The organism is Enterobacter sp. A103, from assembly GCF_034427535.1.
Taxonomy (GTDB): Bacteria; Pseudomonadota; Gammaproteobacteria; order Enterobacterales; family Enterobacteriaceae; genus Enterobacter; species Enterobacter asburiae_B.
Genome location: NZ_JAXQPQ010000002.1, coordinates 491854 through 508738, shown reverse-complemented (window position 1 = coordinate 508738; position 16885 = coordinate 491854). Strand labels below are relative to the sequence as shown.

Sequence of the window (16885 nt, the reverse complement as noted above, 5' to 3'; positions counted from 1 at the left end):
AGAATCCCAGCCAAATGTTTTGGTTGGGATTCCACATGTCAATTTCTAGAAGAAAGTTGCTTTCAATGGCTGCGCCGGCTGCTTTGGCTGCTGGCGCTGCTCCTCAGGCATTCGGTGGCAAAAGTAAAAAAACTGTGTCAGCACAAGCAAGCATCGTCAGGGCTTCAAGAGCAGCAAATTTACTCGCGGATGGAAAGAAAGTTGGTATAGCCTGCTTCGGTGACTCCACTATGTGGGGATCTATACCTGGCGCTACTACGACCAAGAATTACTCTAACCCACCGAACTCCTTGCAACTTGCTCTTGATTTAATTTATCCAGGTCTTACTACCGTTTCAAATGATGCAATACCTGGCACTACAATAAAAAAATTACTTAATGGGACAGACGGTGGGGTGGGTTCATATGAGGAAAGATTATCCAAATCTGACGCTCTTGTGATTTATTGTAACCACTGCCTGAATGACTGTAACTCATATCAAAGCGATGAGCATGAGTATAAAAGTAATATCATGGAGTTTGTGAATATTACAAGGCGGTATGGAAAGATACCTGTAATAGTGACACCCTCGGTGATATCACCGATTAGAGATGGCAAAGAATTTATGATGAAGCGCATGCCTGCATTTATTCAGGCACAGCGTGATGTGGCTGCGGAAATGAACGTTGATTTGGTTGATAATTTCTACTATTCACTTAAAACTAGCAGAATGATTCCAGCCAATAAGATAAACGGGGATGGTGTTCACCTGACAGATTCTGCTTATCAGAATGCAGGTTGGAATATGGCTATACCATTAGTATTGCCAAATACGTTGATTAATAATTACGATCTGTGTGGCCTTTCTACAACTCAATATTATGATAATATTAAACATTCGAGAGCGATATGGGATGTTGAGAATAGATTTGGTTCTGTTCTAACTGGTGATTCTCTTCCTGAGAAGCAGATCATAAACTTCCCACTGTTGCTTGACTCGCCTACAGACCATTCTACACTGTCCATATGCGGTTTCACTAGCGAGGCAGGTGGCATTTCGAATATCACCTACTTTGGGAAAAGTGATGACTTAAGATACTCTGGAAAGATTAACTACAAAATTTCCAGTGGTTTAAAGCATGACCAAGTATTCAATTCAGAAAAATGCTTTCTTTCAGCAGGTTTTCACATTATAGGAATTGAATCTTCAAACGAGATGGGCAGTGGAAACTTTAACTTTGCAGGCGTTCAGCTTTGCCCGAAACCATCAAATGCATAATCTACAGATGGCGCTTTAGAGCGCCTTTTAGTATGTGAACGTGCAACAATCCCTCGCATTGCCTGTATTGAGTTTAAGGTCTTGTTAGTGTTCAAGGCGCTGGCCGACATCGCAACATCATCCCGTTATTTTTTGGTTAATTTATGTTGGTTTTTTCTGAAACTTAAACTGAGCGTTTGCAATAGCAATCAGTCTATCATTTTCCTTCCCTATGCGCATAGTCACCTCCTTCAGAGCCTCGCTTATGGCGTGAGCAAATAGCTCGCGATCATCATCACTAGATGGGTCTTTTTCTTCGATGTAACTCATCAGCCTCTCCAGCCACGCATCCGGCTTCTCTTCAAGATATAGTGCCTCTCCAAGAATCTTTATGATCTCAGAGTTCATTGACCTGCTGTTGCGCTTAGCTCTATCCGCAATGGCATCACGCATACCGTCTGGAAAGCGCAGGTTGAACTTGTCGTAGTCTTTAACTTGCTTGTCAGTCATCACTAATTCCTCAAAAAAAACCAATGGTGCCATATTGCCATACCGTTTCAATGGTGGCATTATGGCCTCGTGGTGGCATTATGACCTTGTGAGGAGTAATAAATGGAAAGAAATGAAGCAAAAACAACCCTGCGCTATCCGCAGAAAGTGAAAGAAGAGTTTAAGCGGATTGCTGAGGAAGAGGGTTTGTCAGAAAACGCTGCCTTGGTGCAGGCATTGGTGTGGGCTTTGAAGTTCAGAGAGCAGATGCATGTGCAGTAAAAATAGCGAAACCCGGCAGTGCGCGAACACAAACCGGGTTTCTATGTCAGCTAACTGTTGAGAGCAAACTAACAATGAATATTGTAGCAAAATCAGAATATAACTTCCACGGCGTTAACTTGGTTCCAGTGGAGCGCGTGGCTGGTATCTGGCTAACATCGGCAGACATAGCTAAGGCGCTGGGGTACAAAAGCACAAAGTCCATTTCAAACCTATTTACACAGTATGAGGATGAATTTTCCCAAGGAATGACAATGGTCATTGAATCAGTGACCAATGGTATTAACGGTTCATCCCGTCGCATGAAAGTACGCGTTTTCTCCCTGCGAGGCGCTCACTTAATCGCCATGTTCGCACGTACTGATGTGGCCAAAGAGTTTCGCCGCTGGGTGCTGGATATTCTTGATCGTGAGGTTCAGTGCCAACCAGAGGAATCGCCACTCTATAGATACCATACCAAGGTCATCATAAAAGATAACGTTTTTGGTGGTGAAATTGAGTTCTACGGGAAATCTAACAGCTTGAATGCTATGGCTACTGGAATGTGCCGCACCATTGGTCTTGAACCATCTGGTTTCTCTCAGATTCCGATGGATTTGGAGCGCATAAGGAAGGTTCATTGATAGGTGCACAGGATGGCGCAAAAGAAAAGCCAGCAGGAGTCAGCTGCTGGCTTACATCAACTACCCGATAAGGTATACATCAATGCTTACTAATAATTTAGCAGTGCCTGGATCAGTTGTCACGGAAAAAACTATCGACTCTCAGTCTCTGCTTGAAATGGTTAACGCAGCCCGCAATCAGTGTGGTGAGCCACCAGTTCGCAACAACAAGCTTATTGAGAAAATTGAGGATGAGCTTGAGGGTGAGTTTTACACAAAAAGTGTAAAACCCTCTGGGAGTAGCGGTGGCCGTCCTGTTGAAGTGATTGATATGACCATCAAACAGGCGCTTCGCGTTGCTGCTCGTGAGTCGAAAGCGGTTCGTCGCTCACTGGTTGATAAGCTTGAAGACATGCAAACCATCCAACTACCGACGCAAAGCAACTCTGGATTACCTGAGTATCGCCGCGCCAAGGCTGAGCAACTGAAAGCTCAGGCACTAGAAAAGAATATTGCATCTGCTCGTGAGCTTATGTCGATGTTCCCGCGTCTTGGTGATGCAGCCAATCAGGTGATTGTCGCCACGCTGGTTAATCCGCTGCTTGGTCATGAAGTCGTTCCTCTCCCCGTGCTTGAGGAGCATTACTCAACTGCCGGAGAAGTTGCTGGGAAACTTGGCTGTACCGCCAATAAGATTGGTCGCCTCGCCAACAAGCACAACCTGAAGACGGAACAGTACGGAAAGTTCTTCCTAGATAAATCGAAGCACTCAGACAAACAGGTTGAGGCATTCCGCTATAACCAGGCAGGAGTCGAAGCACTTCGACACCTTCTTATCCACTCAAAAGCAGCTTAATTACTCAAACCCGCTTCGGCGGGTTTTTTATTGCACCTACATCATCAACGATGCGCGTTCTGGCGAGATTGATGATTGTCCAGTGATGTGAGACAGGAAAAACAAAGCCCCGCTGGAACGGGGCTTTTTGGTCGGGAATATTTGCAGTATTCCCAATGTGTATGGAGGATTACCTACCGCTACACCTTTGCAACTGTAAATCAAGGATAGCGGTTAATTTTTAGCAATGCAAATTGCTTAGTGGTGAGACAAAAAATTAGCGCAAGATGACGAATGCCGCCTTGCGCTAATGCTCTGCTACAGGTCACTAATGTATCGTAAGTTATTGATTGTTAGTGACTGAAAGTGACGTATTTTACCGTATTTTGTTGTATATTAATAAATCAATATACCTCATATGTTATTGAATTAATTCAATATTAACGTTTCGCGCTCTGCTTTTTTATACTAAGTTGAGCGAAACGGGAAGATAAAAAGGGTAAAAGTTGCATTTTTAGCCCCGGAGCGGCAGGTAGGTGATCACAAATAAATAACATTTTCAGTTAAGGCGGTTGACAGTAGACGGTGGATGCAAATAAATGTCTATACAACCTAAGACAAGTGGAATGCCCCATGCAGCAGATTCATCCCGACGATGTAATATGGCGAAATGCGCGACTGGCTACGATGGCGCCGGACGTACCTGCGCCTTATGGACTGAAAGAGCAACACGCCCTGGTCGTGCGCGGCCACACTATTCTGGCCGCGATCCCTGAATCTGACATTCCTTCCGGACACCGACACTGTGTCGATCTTCAGGGACGTCTGGTCACGCCTGGCCTGATTGACTGCCATACCCACCTGGTATTTGGCGGCGACCGCGCGGCGGAGTGGGAGCAGCGTCTGAACGGCGTCTCTTATCAAACCATCAGCGCCCAGGGGGGCGGGATTAACGCTACCGTGACGGCGACGCGCAGCAGCTCAGCCGAAACCTTGCTGAAACTGGCGCAGCAGCGGCTCCAGCGTCTCATGAATGAAGGCGTGACGACCGTTGAAATCAAATCGGGATACGGGCTCAACGCCGAGGCCGAAGAGAAGATGCTGCAGGTTGCCCGCCAGCTGGGCCTCAGTAATCCGATCGATATCAGCCCAACGCTGCTGGCGGCCCATGCGGTTCCGCCGGAATACCGGCAGGATCCGGATGCCTACCTCACGCTGGTCTGCGAGCAGATACTGCCCACGCTGTGGCAAAAAGAGTTATATGAAGCAGTCGACGTGTTTTGTGAAAACGTCGGCTTTACCCCGTCGCAAACCGAGCGCCTTTTCCGGGCTGCCGCCGCGCTCGGTATCCCGGTGAAAGGGCATGTCGAACAGCTGTCGAATCAGGGCGGCGCGGCGCTGGTCAGCCAGTATAAGGGCCTTTCCGCCGATCATATTGAGTATCTCGACGACGCAGGCGTTCAGGCGATGGCGGAAAGCGGCACGGTTGCCGTCCTGTTGCCGGGTGCGTTCTATTTTCTTCAGGAGCGCCAGCGTCCACCGGTTGAACAGCTCAGAAAACAGGGCGTGCCGATGGCGGTCGCCACCGACTATAACCCCGGTACCAGCCCGTTTGCGAGCCTGCACCTGGCGATGAACATGGCCTGCGTCCAGTTTGGCCTGACCCCGGAAGAAGCCTGGGCTGGCGTCACGCGGCATGCCGCGCAGGCGCTGGGCCGTGGCGCAACCCACGGGCAGCTGCGGGCAGGGTTTGTCGCCGATTTTATCGTCTGGGATGCTCATCATCCGGTTGAGATGGTCTACGAGCCGGGACGCAATCCGCTGTATCAACGTATTTTCCGTGGGGAGGCAGTATGAGGTTATGGCGGCCCGTAGCCGAAACGGTCTGGCAGGGGCGCGACGACAGCGCCGAGGCCAGCAGTGCAAAGCGCATTTTCCAGACGATAAAGCAGCAGGGCCAGTTCACGCCGCTTTCATCCGGCATCGCGCTGATAGGCTTTGAATGTGATGAAGGGGTAAAACGCAATCAGGGCAGGCCCGGCGCCGTGCAGGCACCGGATATGCTGCGAAAAGCGCTGGCAAATATGGCAAGCCATCAGGGGCATGACCGGCTGGCGGATATGGGCTCGGTGTATGTTGAAGGCGACGAGCTGGAAGCGGCGCAGCAGGCGTTAAGCGATGCCGTCACGGCCTGTCAGCAGTCCGGGATGCGGACGCTGGTGTTTGGCGGCGGGCACGAAACCGCCTGGGCGCACGGTCGCGGCGTGCTGGAAGCCTTCCCGAACGAGCGGGTTGTCATTATCAACCTTGATGCCCATCTCGATCTGCGCAAGGCCGACCGGGCGACGTCCGGCACCCCGTTTCGCCAGCTGGCGCGCTACTGCGATGAGCGCGGGCGGGAATTTCACTACGCCTGCCTTGGCGTGAGCCGGGCGGCGAACACGCTGGCGCTGTGGGACGAGGCCGAACGCCTGAACGTCACGCTGGTGGAAGATCTCCATTTCAGGCGCGATGCGCTATCCGCCCTGGAAAGGGTGCTGGCGCAGGCCGATCGTATCTATCTGACGATCGATCTGGACGTCCTCCCCGCCAGCGAAATGCCTGCCGTGTCCGCACCGGCTGCGTTAGGCATACCGGCGCTGGATCTTCTCCCGGTTATCGAACAAATCTGCCGTAGCGGTAAGCTACAGGCCGCCGATCTGGTAGAGTTTAACCCGCAGTACGATCGGGACGGACAGGGCGCTAAGCTCGCCGCCCGCCTGGCCTGGCAAATTGCTCACTGGTGGGCATAACACTATTCAAGGAGTCACGATGTTTTCACGCTCACCTCTGCCGCAGTCGAGCCCTCCCGCGCCTTTCTATGAAAAGGTGAAGCAGGCAATTAGCGAAAAAATCGCTACCGGCGTCTGGCGCCCGCACGATCGTATTCCTTCGGAGGCCGAGCTGGTGGCGCAGTTTGGTTTTAGCCGGATGACCGTCAACCGGGCGCTGCGCGAGCTGACCGACGAAGGGCTTCTGGTGCGCCTGCAGGGCGTGGGGACTTTTGTGGCGGAACCGAAAGGACAGTCGGCCCTGTTTGAAATCCGCAGCATTGCGGACGAGATAGCCGCGCGTAATCATCAGCACCGCTGCGAGGTGCTGGTGCTCGAAGAGACCCAGGCCAGTGCCGAGCAGGCCACGGAGCTTAACGTCAAGGAGGGAAGCCGCATTTTCCACTCCGTGATGGTGCATTTCGAAAACGACATTCCGGTGCAGATTGAAGATCGCTGCGTTAACGCTGAGCGGATACCGGACTATCTGAACCAGGATTACACCCAGACCACGCCGCATGCCTATCTCTCGCTCGTCGCACCGCTGACGGAAGGGGAGCACATTGTGGAGGCCGTGCGCGCCACGCCGCAGGAGTGCGAAAGGCTGCGCATTAAAGAGCACGATCCGTGCCTGCTGATCCGCCGTCGAACCTGGTCCTCGTCGCACATTGTGTCGCATGCCCGGCTGCTTTTCCCGGGGAATCGCTACCGGCTGCAGGGCCACTTCATGTCATAAGTTTTATAAGCGTGATCGCTAACGCAATATAACAAAATTGTATCTTTTTTGTTAAATCTGACCTTGTGTGTGCTTGTCTATACAAGTATATCTAAATGCATCATCTGTCCCCTATGAGGAGCACACAATGTCGTCAGGTAAATACCGCCAGCAGGACGTCCGCGCCGCGCGCGGCACCACGCTTACCGCCAAAAGCTGGCTCACCGAAGCCCCGCTGCGCATGTTGATGAACAACCTCGACCCTGAGGTGGCGGAAAACCCCCACGAGCTGGTGGTCTACGGCGGCATAGGCCGCGCCGCGCGCAACTGGGAATGCTATGACGCAATTGTAAAATCCCTGACCGAACTCGAACACGACGAAACCCTGCTGGTGCAGTCCGGCAAGCCGGTTGGCGTGTTCAAAACGCACAAAAACGCGCCGCGCGTGCTGATCGCTAACTCTAACCTTGTGCCGCACTGGGCCACCTGGGAACACTTCAACGAACTGGACGCGAAAGGGCTGGCGATGTATGGCCAGATGACCGCGGGGAGCTGGATCTACATCGGCAGCCAGGGGATCGTGCAGGGCACCTACGAGACCTTCGTGGAAGCCGGTCGCCAGCACTATAACGGCTCGCTCAAAGGCCGTTGGGTATTGACTGCGGGTCTTGGCGGCATGGGCGGCGCGCAGCCGCTGGCCGCCACGCTTGCCGGCGCGTGCTCGCTGAATATTGAGTGCCAGCAGAGCCGCATTGATTTCCGTCTGCGCACCCGCTACGTCGATGAGCAGGCAACCGATCTGGACGATGCGCTGGCGCGCATCAAAAAATACACCTCCGAAGGCAAAGCGGTGTCGATTGCCCTGTGCGGCAACGCGGCGGACATTCTCCCGCAGCTCGTCGCCCGCGGCGTGCGTCCGGATCTGGTCACCGACCAGACCAGCGCCCATGACCCGCTGCACGGTTACCTGCCAAAAGGCTGGACGTGGGAAGAATATCAGCAAAAAGCGGAAACCGACCCGGAAGGCACGGTGCTTGCCGCGAAACGCGCCATGGCCGAGCACGTCTCCGCCATGCTGGCCTTCAGCCAGATGGGCATTCCGACCTTTGACTACGGCAACAACATCCGCCAGATGGCGAAAGAGATGGGCGTGAATAACGCGTTCGACTTCCCGGGATTCGTTCCTGCCTATATTCGCCCGCTGTTCTGCCGCGGCATCGGTCCGTTCCGCTGGGTTGCCTTGTCCGGCGATCCGGAGGACATCTACAAAACCGACGCCAAAGTGAAGGAGATCGTCGCCGATGACGAACACCTGCATCGCTGGCTGGACATGGCCCGCGAGCGCATTAACTTCCAGGGCCTGCCGGCGCGTATCTGCTGGGTAGGGCTGGAGTGGCGTCAAAAACTCGGCCTCGCCTTCAACGAAATGGTGCGCAGCGGTGAAGTTTCCGCGCCGATCGTCATCGGCCGCGATCACCTGGACTCCGGCTCCGTCGCCAGCCCGAACCGCGAAACCGAAGCCATGCGCGACGGCTCGGATGCGGTCTCCGACTGGCCGCTGCTGAACGCTCTGCTGAACACCGCCAGCGGCGCGACCTGGGTGTCGCTGCACCACGGCGGCGGCGTGGGGATGGGCTTCTCCCAGCATTCCGGGATGGTCATCGTCTGCGACGGAACCGATGAAGCCGCCGCGCGTATCGCTCGCGTGCTGCACAACGACCCGGCCACCGGCGTGATGCGTCACGCGGATGCGGGTTACGAAATTGCCATTGATTGTGCCAAAGAGCAGGGCCTTAACCTGCCGATGATCCCTGCCACACAAGGAAAGCATTAATGAACGCATTAACACTCACTCCCGGCTCGCTGACGCTCAAGCAGCTGCGTAACGTCTGGCGTAAACCGGTCACCCTTTCGCTGGATGCAAGTGCCCACGCCGCCATTAACGACAGCGTCGCCTGCGTCGAAGCCATCGTTGCCGAAGGGCGCACCGCCTACGGGATTAACACCGGATTTGGCCTGCTGGCGCAGACCCGCATCGCGACACACGATCTGGAAAACTTACAGCGTTCGCTGGTGCTGTCACATGCGGCGGGCGTGGGTCAGCCGCTGGACGATGAGATTGTCCGTCTGATGATGGTGCTCAAAATCAACAGCCTGGCCCGCGGCTTCTCCGGCATTCGCCTGAGCGTGATTCAGGCGCTGATGGCGCTGGTCAATGCGGAAGTCTATCCGTGGATCCCGGCAAAAGGTTCCGTTGGCGCATCCGGCGATCTTGCGCCGCTGGCGCACATGTCGCTGCTGCTGCTGGGCGAAGGCAAAGCGCGCTGGCAGGGCGAGTGGCTTCCTGCGAAGGAGGCGCTGAAAAAAGCCGGATTAACGCCAATTACGCTGGCGGCGAAAGAGGGGCTGGCGCTGCTGAACGGCACGCAGGCATCGACCGCTTTCGCGCTGCGCGGCCTGTTTGAAGCGGAAGATCTGTTTGCCTCGGCGGTGGTGTGCGGTGCGCTGACCACCGAAGCCGTGCTGGGCTCGCGCCGCCCGTTCGATGCCCGCATCCACGAGGTGCGCGGTCAGCGCGGGCAGATTGATGCCGCCGCGATGTACCGTCACGTGCTTACCGACACCAGCGAAATTGCCGATTCACACCATAACTGCGAGAAGGTTCAGGATCCGTATTCCCTGCGCTGCCAGCCGCAGGTGATGGGCGCGTGCCTGACGCAGCTGCGCCAGGCGGCAGAAGTGCTGCTGGTGGAGGCCAACGCGGTGTCCGATAACCCGCTGGTGTTCGCCCTGGAAAACGAGGTGGTCTCCGGAGGCAACTTCCACGCCGAGCCGGTGGCAATGGCGGCGGATAATATCGCCCTGGCGATTGCCGAAGTCGGCGCGTTGTCCGAGCGCCGCATCGCGCTGATGATGGATAAACATATGTCCCAGCTACCGCCGTTCCTGGTGCGTAACGGCGGGGTCAACTCGGGCTTTATGATTGCCCAGGTGACCGCGGCGGCGCTGGCGAGCGAGAACAAAGCCCTGTCGCACCCGCACAGCGTGGACAGCCTGCCAACGTCAGCGAACCAGGAAGATCACGTTTCGATGGCGCCGGCTGCCGGGCGTCGCCTCTGGGAAATGGCCTCCAACACCCGCGGCGTGCTGGCGGTGGAATGGCTGGCGGCATGTCAGGGTGTCGATCTGCGTGAAGGGTTAAAATCCAGCCCGCTGCTGGAGCAGGCGCGTCATGTGCTGCGCGAGCACGTATCGCACTACGATGATGACCGCTTCTTTGCGCCGGATATTGATAAGGCGATGCAGCTTCTGGAAGAGGGAAGGCTGGTAGGGCTGTTACCTTCGGTGCTGTGATTTTTTTACCCTAACCCTCTCCCACAGGGAGAGGGAATTGCCCGGTTTTCTCCCTCTCCCTGTGGGAGAGGGCCGGGGTGAGGGCATCAGCCCGCACTAGTACGAATACATCGCCGTAATCGACGCGCTGCCCAGCGAATGGAAATGCACGTTAAACCCTACCATCGCGCCGCTCGCCCCTTCATCGACCTCAATCTTCTCCACATCCAGCGCGTGCACCGTGAAGATATAGCGGTGGGTTTCCCCTTTTGGCGGCGCCGCGCCGCCGTAGCCCGCTTTACCAAAGTCAGTGCGCGTCTGAATGGCGCCTTCAGGCAGGGCAACCAGGTCTGAACCGGAACCCTGCGGCAGGACGCGCGTGTCGGCAGGCAGGTTCGCCACAATCCAGTGCCACCAGCCGGAGCCGGTCGGCGCATCCGGGTCGTAGCAGGTCACGACAAAGCTTTTGGTTCCGGCCGGAACCTCGTCCCACGCCAGGTGCGGGGAGATGTTGTCTCCCTGATACCCCATGCCGTTGAATACGTGGCGTTCCGGCAGTTTTTCACCGTCGCGCAGATCTTTACTGATGATTTTCATACGGTTTACCCTCGTTGATCGCTCGTTCAGCAAGTGTAATGCATAGGGTTACATCGTGAAATGCGCGGGAATGTTAACGGCTGTTACAACCGCGTCGGTTAATTTACGCAGCTGCTCCGGCGTAATGCTGTACGGCGGCATCAGGTAGATAAGCTTGCCGAAGGGCCGTACCCACACGCCCTGGTTCACGAAGAAGCGCTGCAGCGCCGCCATATTCACCGGATGGGTGGTTTCAATCACGCCGATGGCGCCCAGCACGCGCACGTCTGCCACAAAATTCGCGCCCGAGGCGGCGCTCAGTTCATCTTTCAGCTGCGCCTCAATCGCCGCAACCTGCGTCTGCCACTCGCCGCTCTCCAGAATGGCAAGGCTTTCGCTTGCGACGGCGCAGGCCAGCGGGTTGCCCATAAACGTCGGGCCGTGCATAAAGCAGCCCGCCTCGCCGTCGCTGATGGTGTCGGCCACCTGGCGGGTCGTGAGCGTGGCGGAGAGCGTCATGGTGCCGCCGGTCAGCGCTTTACCCAGACACAGAATATCCGGCGCAATGCCTGCATGCTCGCAGGCAAACAGCCTGCCGGTGCGGCCAAAGCCGGTGGCGATCTCATCGGCAATCAGCAGAATGCCCTCGCGGTCGCACATCTTGCGAATACGCCTCAGCCATTCCGGGTGGTACATCCGCATTCCGCCAGCGCCCTGCACAATCGGCTCCAGGATCACGGCGGCGATTTCATGGCGATGCGCCGCCATCAGCCGCGCGAAACCGACCATGTCCATCTCGTTCCACTCGCCGTCGAAGCGGCTCTGCGGGGCAGGGGCGAACAGGTTTTCCGGCAGATAGCCCTTCCACAGGCTGTGCATGGAGTTGTCCGGATCGCACACCGACATCGCCCCGAAGGTATCCCCGTGATAGCCGTTGCGGAAGGTGAGGAACCGCTGGCGCGTTTCGCCCTTCGCGTGCCAGTACTGCAGCGCCATTTTCATCGCCACTTCCACCGCCACGGAGCCGGAATCGGCCAGGAACACGCACTCCAGCGATTCAGGCGTCATCGCCACCAGGCGACGGCATAAATCCACGGCGGGCTGATGGGTGATCCCGCCAAACATCACGTGCGACATCTGGTCAATCTGGGCCTTCATCGCCGCATTAAGGCGCGGGTGGTTGTACCCGTGAATGGCCGCCCACCACGAAGACATCCCGTCTACGAGCGGTTCGCCGCTGGCGAGGTGCAGCTCGCAGCCGTGGGCCGAGGCCACCGGATAGACGGGAAGAGGGCGGGTAGTGGAAGTGTAAGGGTGCCAGATATGCTGCTTGTCGAAGGCGAGATCGTCCAGGGTCATAATCGACTTGTAAACCATTTTGAAAAGTTTTAGGTTTACGAGTATAAACCGAACCGAAAATTAACAAAACCCTTTGGAGAAGCCCGATGGCTCACCACGCACGCTGGACGATGTCGCAAGTCACTGAATTATTCAACAAACCTTTCCTTGAGCTGATGTTCGAAGCCCAACAGGTGCATCGTCAGCACTTCGATCCGCGCCATGTTCAGGTCAGCACGCTGCTGTCGATCAAAACCGGTGCCTGTCCTGAAGACTGCAAATATTGCCCGCAGAGCGCGCGCTACAAAACCGGCCTGGAGTCCGAACGGCTGATGGAGGTGGAGCAGGTGCTCGACTCCGCTCGCAAGGCGAAAAACGCCGGTTCAACCCGCTTCTGCATGGGCGCAGCGTGGAAGAACCCGCACGACCGCGACATGCCGTATCTGGAACAGATGGTGAAGGGCGTGAAGGAGATGGGCCTCGAAGCCTGTATGACGCTCGGCACGCTGAACGAGGAGCAGGCGCAGCGCCTCTCTGCGGCGGGGCTGGACTACTACAACCATAACCTCGACACCTCGCCGGAGTTTTACGGCAACATCATCACCACGCGGACCTATCAGGAGCGTCTGGACACGCTGGATAAAGTGCGTGACGCGGGGATCAAGGTCTGCTCGGGCGGTATCGTGGGCTTAGGCGAAACGGTGAAAGACCGCGCGGGCCTGCTGCTGCAGCTGGCGAACCTGCCGACCCCGCCGGAAAGCGTGCCGATCAACATGCTGGTGAAGGTCAAGGGCACGCCGCTGGCGGACAACGACGACGTGGATGCGTTTGATTTTATTCGCACCATCGCGGTGGCGCGCATCATGATGCCGACCTCTTTCGTGCGCCTCTCTGCCGGTCGCGAGCAGATGAACGAGCAGACCCAGGCGATGTGCTTTATGGCCGGAGCCAACTCCATCTTCTACGGCTGCAAGCTGCTGACCACGCCGAACCCGGAAGAAGACAAAGACGTTCAGCTGTTCCGCAAGCTGGGGCTTAACCCGCATCAGACCGAAGTGCTGACGGGCGATAACGAGCAACAGCAGCAGCTGGAGCAGCAGATTTTCAACGCCGACACCGACCAGTTCTACAACGCGGCAGCCGTATGACCTGGCAGGCACGAATAAATACCGCGCTGGACGAACGCCGGGCGGCAGAGGCGTTTCGCGTTCGCAGGGTGGTGGAAAACGGCGCGGGCCGTTTTCTTACCCGCGAGGGGCGGCAGTTTTGTAATTTCTCCAGCAACGACTATCTCGGGCTGAGCCAGCATCCGGCCATCATCCGCGCCTGGCAGCAGGGTGCGGAGCGGTTTGGCGTGGGCAGCGGCGGCTCGGGACACGTCAGCGGATATACCACCGCGCATCAGGCGCTGGAAGAGGCGCTTGCCGACTGGCTCGGCTACCCGCGCGCGCTGCTGTTCATCTCCGGCTTTGCCGCCAACCAGGCGGTCATTACCGCCCTGATGGGAAAAGAGGACCGTATTGTCGCCGACCGCCTGAGCCACGCCTCGCTGCTGGAGGCGGCAAGTTTAAGCCCGGCGCAGCTGCGCCGCTTTGCCCATAACGATGCGGGGCAGTTCGCCGCGCTGCTGGATAAACCCTGCGACGGACAACAGCTGGCGGTCACCGAAGGCGTGTTCAGCATGGACGGCGACAGCGCGCCGCTTGCCGCGCTGCACGAGGCAGCAAAGCGGCAAAACGCCTGGCTGCTGGTCGACGATGCCCACGGCATTGGCGTAATGGGTGACGAAGGTCGCGGCAGCGCATACCAGCAAAACGTGAAGCCCGAGCTGCTGATCGTCACCTTCGGCAAAGGCTTTGGCGCCAGCGGCGCCGCCGTGCTGTGCAGTGAGTCCGTCGCCGACTATCTGCTGCAGTTTGCCCGACACCTGATCTACAGCACCAGCATGCCTCCGGCGCAGGCCGTGGCGCTGTCTGCGTCGCTGGCGGTGATCCGCAGCGCAGAAGGGGATGAACGTCGTCAGCGGCTGGCAGAGCATATCTCCCGCTTCCGCCAGGGGTTAGCGGCGCTGCCCTTCCACAGCCCCGATTCGCAGAGCGCCATCCAGCCGGTGATTGTCGGCGAAAACGGTCGCGCGCTGGCGCTGGCACAGGCGCTGCGCGAGCGCGGCATGTGGGTGACCGCCATTCGCCCGCCAACGGTCCCGCCGGGCACCGCGCGGCTGCGTTTAACCCTGACGGCGGCGCATGACGCTCGGGATATCCAGACGCTGCTGGAGGCGCTCCATGACGCCGGTGAATAAGCAGGCCGTCGCGGCGGCATTTGGTCGGGCCGCGCAGAGCTATTCGCAGCACGATGAGCTGCAGCGTCTGAGCGCGCAGGGGCTTCTGGCCGCGCTTGGCGACAACCGCTTTCCGCAGGTGCTGGACGCGGGCTGTGGTCCCGGCAGCAACAGCCGCTACTGGCGCGGGACGGGAAGCCAGGTCACGGCTATCGACCTCTCAGAACAGATGCTCGACGAGGCGCGACAGCGGCAGGCAGCGGATCGCTATCTGCTGGCGGATATCGAGGCGATCCCGCTGGCGGATGCGCAGTTCGATCTGGTCTGGAGTCATCTGGCGGTCCAGTGGTGCAGCAGCCTGCCGCAGGCCTTGCGCGAGCTTTATCGCGTGGCGCGACCGGGCGGGAAGGTGGCCTTTACCACCCTGCTGGAAAGCTCGCTGCCGGAGCTGAATCAGGCGTGGAAAGCGGTGGATGAGCAGCCGCACGCTAACCGCTTTTTATCGCATGACCAGGTGACGCAGGCGCTGGCAGGCTGGCGCTACCGCAGCACGGTGCAGACCATCACCCTCAATTTTAGCGATGCGTTCAGCGCCATGCGCTCGCTGAAGGGCATCGGGGCCACGCACCTGCATGCCGGACGGGAGAAGAAACCGCTGACCCGGGGCCAGCTGCAGCGTCTGGAGCTGGCCTGGCCGCAGCAGCGGGGACATTTCCCGCTCTCTTATCAACTTTTTCATGGGATTATCGAACGTGACTGAACGTTATTTTGTTACCGGCACGGATACGGAAGTGGGCAAAACGGTGGCCAGCTCGGCGCTGCTGCAGGCGGCACGACTGCTCGGAAAAAACACCGCCGGATATAAGCCCGTTGCTTCCGGCAGCGAGGTGACGGCGGAAGGATTACGCAACACCGACGCGCTGGCGCTCCAGCGTAACAGCACCCTTGAACTCGCCTATTCAGCGGTCAATCCGTACACCTTTGCCGAACCGACCTCGCCGCACATCATCAGCGCTGATGAAGGTCGTCCGATTGATTTCACCGTGCTGTCAGCCGGGTTACGGACGCTGGAAAGCCATGCCGACTGGGTGCTGGTGGAAGGTGCAGGCGGCTGGTTTACGCCGCTTTCGGAGACGCAGACGTTTGCTGACTGGGTGCAGGCCGAGCAGCTTCCGGTGATTCTGGTCGTCGGCGTCAGGCTGGGCTGCATCAATCACGCCATGTTGACCGCGCAGGCCGTCCAGCAGGCCGGGCTGACGCTGGCGGGCTGGATAGCCAACGACGTGGTTGCGCCGGGAAAACGACACCAGGAGTATCTGGCGACGCTCAGGCGAGTACTTCCCGCCCCGTGCCTCGGGGAAATTCCCTGGCTTGCTGACGGCGCGGAAAATGCCGACACCGGGCGTTATCTCGATCTCAGCGTCTTGCTTCCCGCGACATCCAGTGCGCGATAAGCTCATCATCCAGCTCGTTAACGTGGCCCTGCGCCACGTTACGCCCGCGATAGAGCATGCAGAAACGGTCCGCAACCCGGCGGATAAACGACAGCTGCTGCTCCGCTAGCAGCACCGTCATACCTAACTCCCGGTTTAAGCGCGCCAGCAGCTGCCCCAGCTTCTGGGCGAAGCTGTGTCCTGCGCCGTGCAGGGGCTCATCGAGGATCAGCAGGTGCGGACGGTTCACCAGCGCATTAGCCAGCGCCAGCTGGTACTGGTCGTCCGGAGAGAGCGTGTTCGCACGGGCCTGTCGCAATGCGTAGAGCGCCGGAAACAGGTCGTAAACGTCACTTTTCGCTTCCGGGTTGGGTTTCCCCATCGCCCGCATGGCGATATGCAGATTCTCCTCAATCGTTAGCTGGGAGAAGATCCGCCTGTCCTGCGGGACATAGCCTATCCCCGGTCCTGAGCATGGTTCTGGCGGCTGGTTAAGCAAGTCGCGCGGCGGCGCGCCCGCCTCGTGCCAGATGATGCTGCCGCTTTCAACGGGCACTCTCCCGGCGATGCAATTCATGAGGGTGGTTTTCCCCATCCCCGGCAGGCCAACGACGCCTGTACACATCCCTTGCGGAAAATCCAAATTCACGTTCCATAGCGTATGTTGGCTTCCGTAAAACTGATTCACAGCACGCAGACTCAACATCTTTTTCTCCTTAAAAATGTGTGTAGGTGAGGCTCGTGTTTGAATCTGCAAAACCCCTGCCAGAAACCGAAAAGTGTTCAAAAAAACGGCTTTTTTAGGAATGAATCACCAGAAAGCGGTTTATAAAAAACCGGATTGCACAGCGACGGTGCTGGAGGTGGTGAGTTGTGGTGCAGAACCCAAAATGATGAAAATGTGAGCAAGATCCCATCGGTTGGTTATGAATGACGCAACTGTTAATCATCAA

The 16885-nt window shown here is 57.3% G+C and carries 16 protein-coding genes and 1 pseudogene; 13 read left to right on the top strand and 4 right to left on the bottom strand.

The window, feature by feature from the left end:
- Positions 1–35: 35 nt before the first annotated feature.
- A complete protein-coding gene (locus SPH27_RS07835; RefSeq protein WP_322435628.1) occupies positions 36–1259 on the top strand; it encodes an SGNH/GDSL hydrolase family protein in 1224 nt (407 codons plus the stop codon).
- 141 nt (positions 1260–1400) lie between these two features.
- Here the strand turns inward: SPH27_RS07835 and SPH27_RS07830 are convergent, their stop codons facing one another.
- Positions 1401–1748 (bottom strand): Arc family DNA-binding protein, encoded by a 348-nt coding sequence (locus SPH27_RS07830; protein ID WP_322435627.1) that lies wholly within the window; start codon positions 1746–1748, stop codon positions 1401–1403.
- Between the two features lie 102 nt (positions 1749–1850).
- Between SPH27_RS07830 and SPH27_RS07825 the strand changes: the two genes are divergently transcribed.
- The 8 genes and pseudogenes from SPH27_RS07825 to hutH all read left to right on the top strand — a co-directional run bounded on the left by SPH27_RS07825 (position 1851) and on the right by hutH (position 10325).
- Positions 1851–2009 (top strand): Arc family DNA-binding protein, encoded by a 159-nt coding sequence (locus tag SPH27_RS07825; RefSeq protein ID WP_322435626.1) that lies wholly within the window; start codon positions 1851–1853, stop codon positions 2007–2009.
- 43 nt (positions 2010–2052) lie between these two features.
- A pseudogene (locus SPH27_RS07820) lies at positions 2053–2437 on the top strand (Bro-N domain-containing protein); the annotation flags it as partial.
- Positions 2438–2714: 277 nt separating this feature from the next.
- Positions 2715–3467 (top strand): hypothetical protein, encoded by a 753-nt coding sequence (locus SPH27_RS07815; protein WP_322435625.1) that lies wholly within the window; start codon positions 2715–2717, stop codon positions 3465–3467.
- A 612-nt stretch (positions 3468–4079) separates the two neighbouring features.
- Entirely contained in the window at positions 4080–5303 is a 1224-nt protein-coding gene (hutI, locus tag SPH27_RS07810) for an imidazolonepropionase (RefSeq protein WP_182071399.1), read from the top strand.
- A complete protein-coding gene (hutG, locus tag SPH27_RS07805; protein WP_182071400.1) occupies positions 5300–6238 on the top strand; it encodes a formimidoylglutamase in 939 nt (312 codons plus the stop codon). The genes hutI and hutG overlap by 4 nt, the downstream gene beginning before the upstream one ends.
- A 19-nt stretch (positions 6239–6257) precedes the next feature.
- Positions 6258–6992 carry a histidine utilization repressor gene (locus SPH27_RS07800; RefSeq protein ID WP_023310841.1) on the top strand — a complete coding sequence of 245 codons (735 nt, stop codon included), beginning with the start codon at positions 6258–6260 and terminating at the stop codon, positions 6990–6992.
- A gap of 127 nt (positions 6993–7119) precedes the next feature.
- A complete protein-coding gene (gene hutU, locus SPH27_RS07795; RefSeq protein WP_182071401.1) occupies positions 7120–8805 on the top strand; it encodes a urocanate hydratase in 1686 nt (561 codons plus the stop codon).
- Complete coding sequence (gene hutH / locus SPH27_RS07790; RefSeq protein WP_182071402.1) at positions 8805–10325, top strand: histidine ammonia-lyase; 1521 nt, start codon at positions 8805–8807, stop codon at positions 10323–10325. The genes hutU and hutH overlap by 1 nt, the downstream gene beginning before the upstream one ends.
- Positions 10326–10421: 96 nt before the next feature.
- Here the strand turns inward: hutH and SPH27_RS07785 are convergent, their stop codons facing one another.
- Together SPH27_RS07785 and bioA are read right to left on the bottom strand one after the other, a co-directional pair.
- The gene (locus tag SPH27_RS07785) at positions 10422–10901 is read right to left on the bottom strand and encodes a kinase inhibitor (protein WP_322435624.1); all 480 of its coding nucleotides are present in this window, start codon (positions 10899–10901) and stop codon (positions 10422–10424) included.
- A 48-nt stretch (positions 10902–10949) separates the two neighbouring features.
- The gene (bioA, locus tag SPH27_RS07780; RefSeq protein ID WP_404851812.1) at positions 10950–12239 is read right to left on the bottom strand and encodes an adenosylmethionine--8-amino-7-oxononanoate transaminase; all 1290 of its coding nucleotides are present in this window, start codon (positions 12237–12239) and stop codon (positions 10950–10952) included.
- Between the two features lie 86 nt (positions 12240–12325).
- Between bioA and bioB the strand changes: the two genes are divergently transcribed.
- Genes bioB through bioD form a run of 4 tightly spaced genes read left to right on the top strand, consistent with a single transcriptional unit; the run spans position 12326 to position 15953 of the window.
- On the top strand, positions 12326–13366 hold the full coding sequence (gene bioB, locus SPH27_RS07775; protein ID WP_033144975.1) for a biotin synthase BioB: 1041 nt from the start codon (positions 12326–12328) through the stop codon (positions 13364–13366).
- On the top strand, positions 13363–14520 hold the full coding sequence (gene bioF, locus SPH27_RS07770; protein WP_182071404.1) for an 8-amino-7-oxononanoate synthase: 1158 nt from the start codon (positions 13363–13365) through the stop codon (positions 14518–14520). Before bioB ends, bioF begins: the two co-directional genes overlap by 4 nt.
- On the top strand, positions 14504–15259 hold the full coding sequence (gene bioC / locus SPH27_RS07765) for a malonyl-ACP O-methyltransferase BioC (RefSeq protein WP_182071405.1): 756 nt from the start codon (positions 14504–14506) through the stop codon (positions 15257–15259). The genes bioF and bioC overlap by 17 nt, the downstream gene beginning before the upstream one ends.
- Positions 15252–15953, top strand: coding sequence for a dethiobiotin synthase (gene bioD / locus SPH27_RS07760; protein ID WP_058841693.1), 702 nt, complete (start codon positions 15252–15254; stop codon positions 15951–15953). The genes bioC and bioD overlap by 8 nt, the downstream gene beginning before the upstream one ends.
- On the opposite strand, the gene SPH27_RS07755 is transcribed toward bioD, so the two are convergent.
- Complete coding sequence (locus SPH27_RS07755; RefSeq protein ID WP_167818310.1) at positions 15916–16638, bottom strand: ABC transporter ATP-binding protein; 723 nt, start codon at positions 16636–16638, stop codon at positions 15916–15918. The two genes, bioD and SPH27_RS07755, sit on opposite strands and share 38 nt — an antisense overlap.
- Positions 16639–16885: the final 247 nt, after the last annotated feature.

Coding starts and splice junctions, on each gene's coding strand:
- SPH27_RS07835 (WP_322435628.1), top strand. CDS start 36: ATGTCAATTTCTAGAAGAAAGTTGCTTTCAATGGCTGCGCCGGCTGCT.
- SPH27_RS07830 (WP_322435627.1), bottom strand. CDS start 1,748: ATGACTGACAAGCAAGTTAAAGACTACGACAAGTTCAACCTGCGCTTT.
- SPH27_RS07825 (WP_322435626.1), top strand. CDS start 1,851: ATGGAAAGAAATGAAGCAAAAACAACCCTGCGCTATCCGCAGAAAGTG.
- SPH27_RS07815 (WP_322435625.1), top strand. CDS start 2,715: ATGCTTACTAATAATTTAGCAGTGCCTGGATCAGTTGTCACGGAAAAA.
- hutI (WP_182071399.1), top strand. CDS start 4,080: ATGCAGCAGATTCATCCCGACGATGTAATATGGCGAAATGCGCGACTG.
- hutG (WP_182071400.1), top strand. CDS start 5,300: ATGAGGTTATGGCGGCCCGTAGCCGAAACGGTCTGGCAGGGGCGCGAC.
- SPH27_RS07800 (WP_023310841.1), top strand. CDS start 6,258: ATGTTTTCACGCTCACCTCTGCCGCAGTCGAGCCCTCCCGCGCCTTTC.
- hutU (WP_182071401.1), top strand. CDS start 7,120: ATGTCGTCAGGTAAATACCGCCAGCAGGACGTCCGCGCCGCGCGCGGC.
- hutH (WP_182071402.1), top strand. CDS start 8,805: ATGAACGCATTAACACTCACTCCCGGCTCGCTGACGCTCAAGCAGCTG.
- SPH27_RS07785 (WP_322435624.1), bottom strand. CDS start 10,901: ATGAAAATCATCAGTAAAGATCTGCGCGACGGTGAAAAACTGCCGGAA.
- bioA (WP_404851812.1), bottom strand. CDS start 12,239: ATGACCCTGGACGATCTCGCCTTCGACAAGCAGCATATCTGGCACCCT.
- bioB (WP_033144975.1), top strand. CDS start 12,326: ATGGCTCACCACGCACGCTGGACGATGTCGCAAGTCACTGAATTATTC.
- bioF (WP_182071404.1), top strand. CDS start 13,363: ATGACCTGGCAGGCACGAATAAATACCGCGCTGGACGAACGCCGGGCG.
- bioC (WP_182071405.1), top strand. CDS start 14,504: ATGACGCCGGTGAATAAGCAGGCCGTCGCGGCGGCATTTGGTCGGGCC.
- SPH27_RS07755 (WP_167818310.1), bottom strand. CDS start 16,638: ATGTTGAGTCTGCGTGCTGTGAATCAGTTTTACGGAAGCCAACATACG.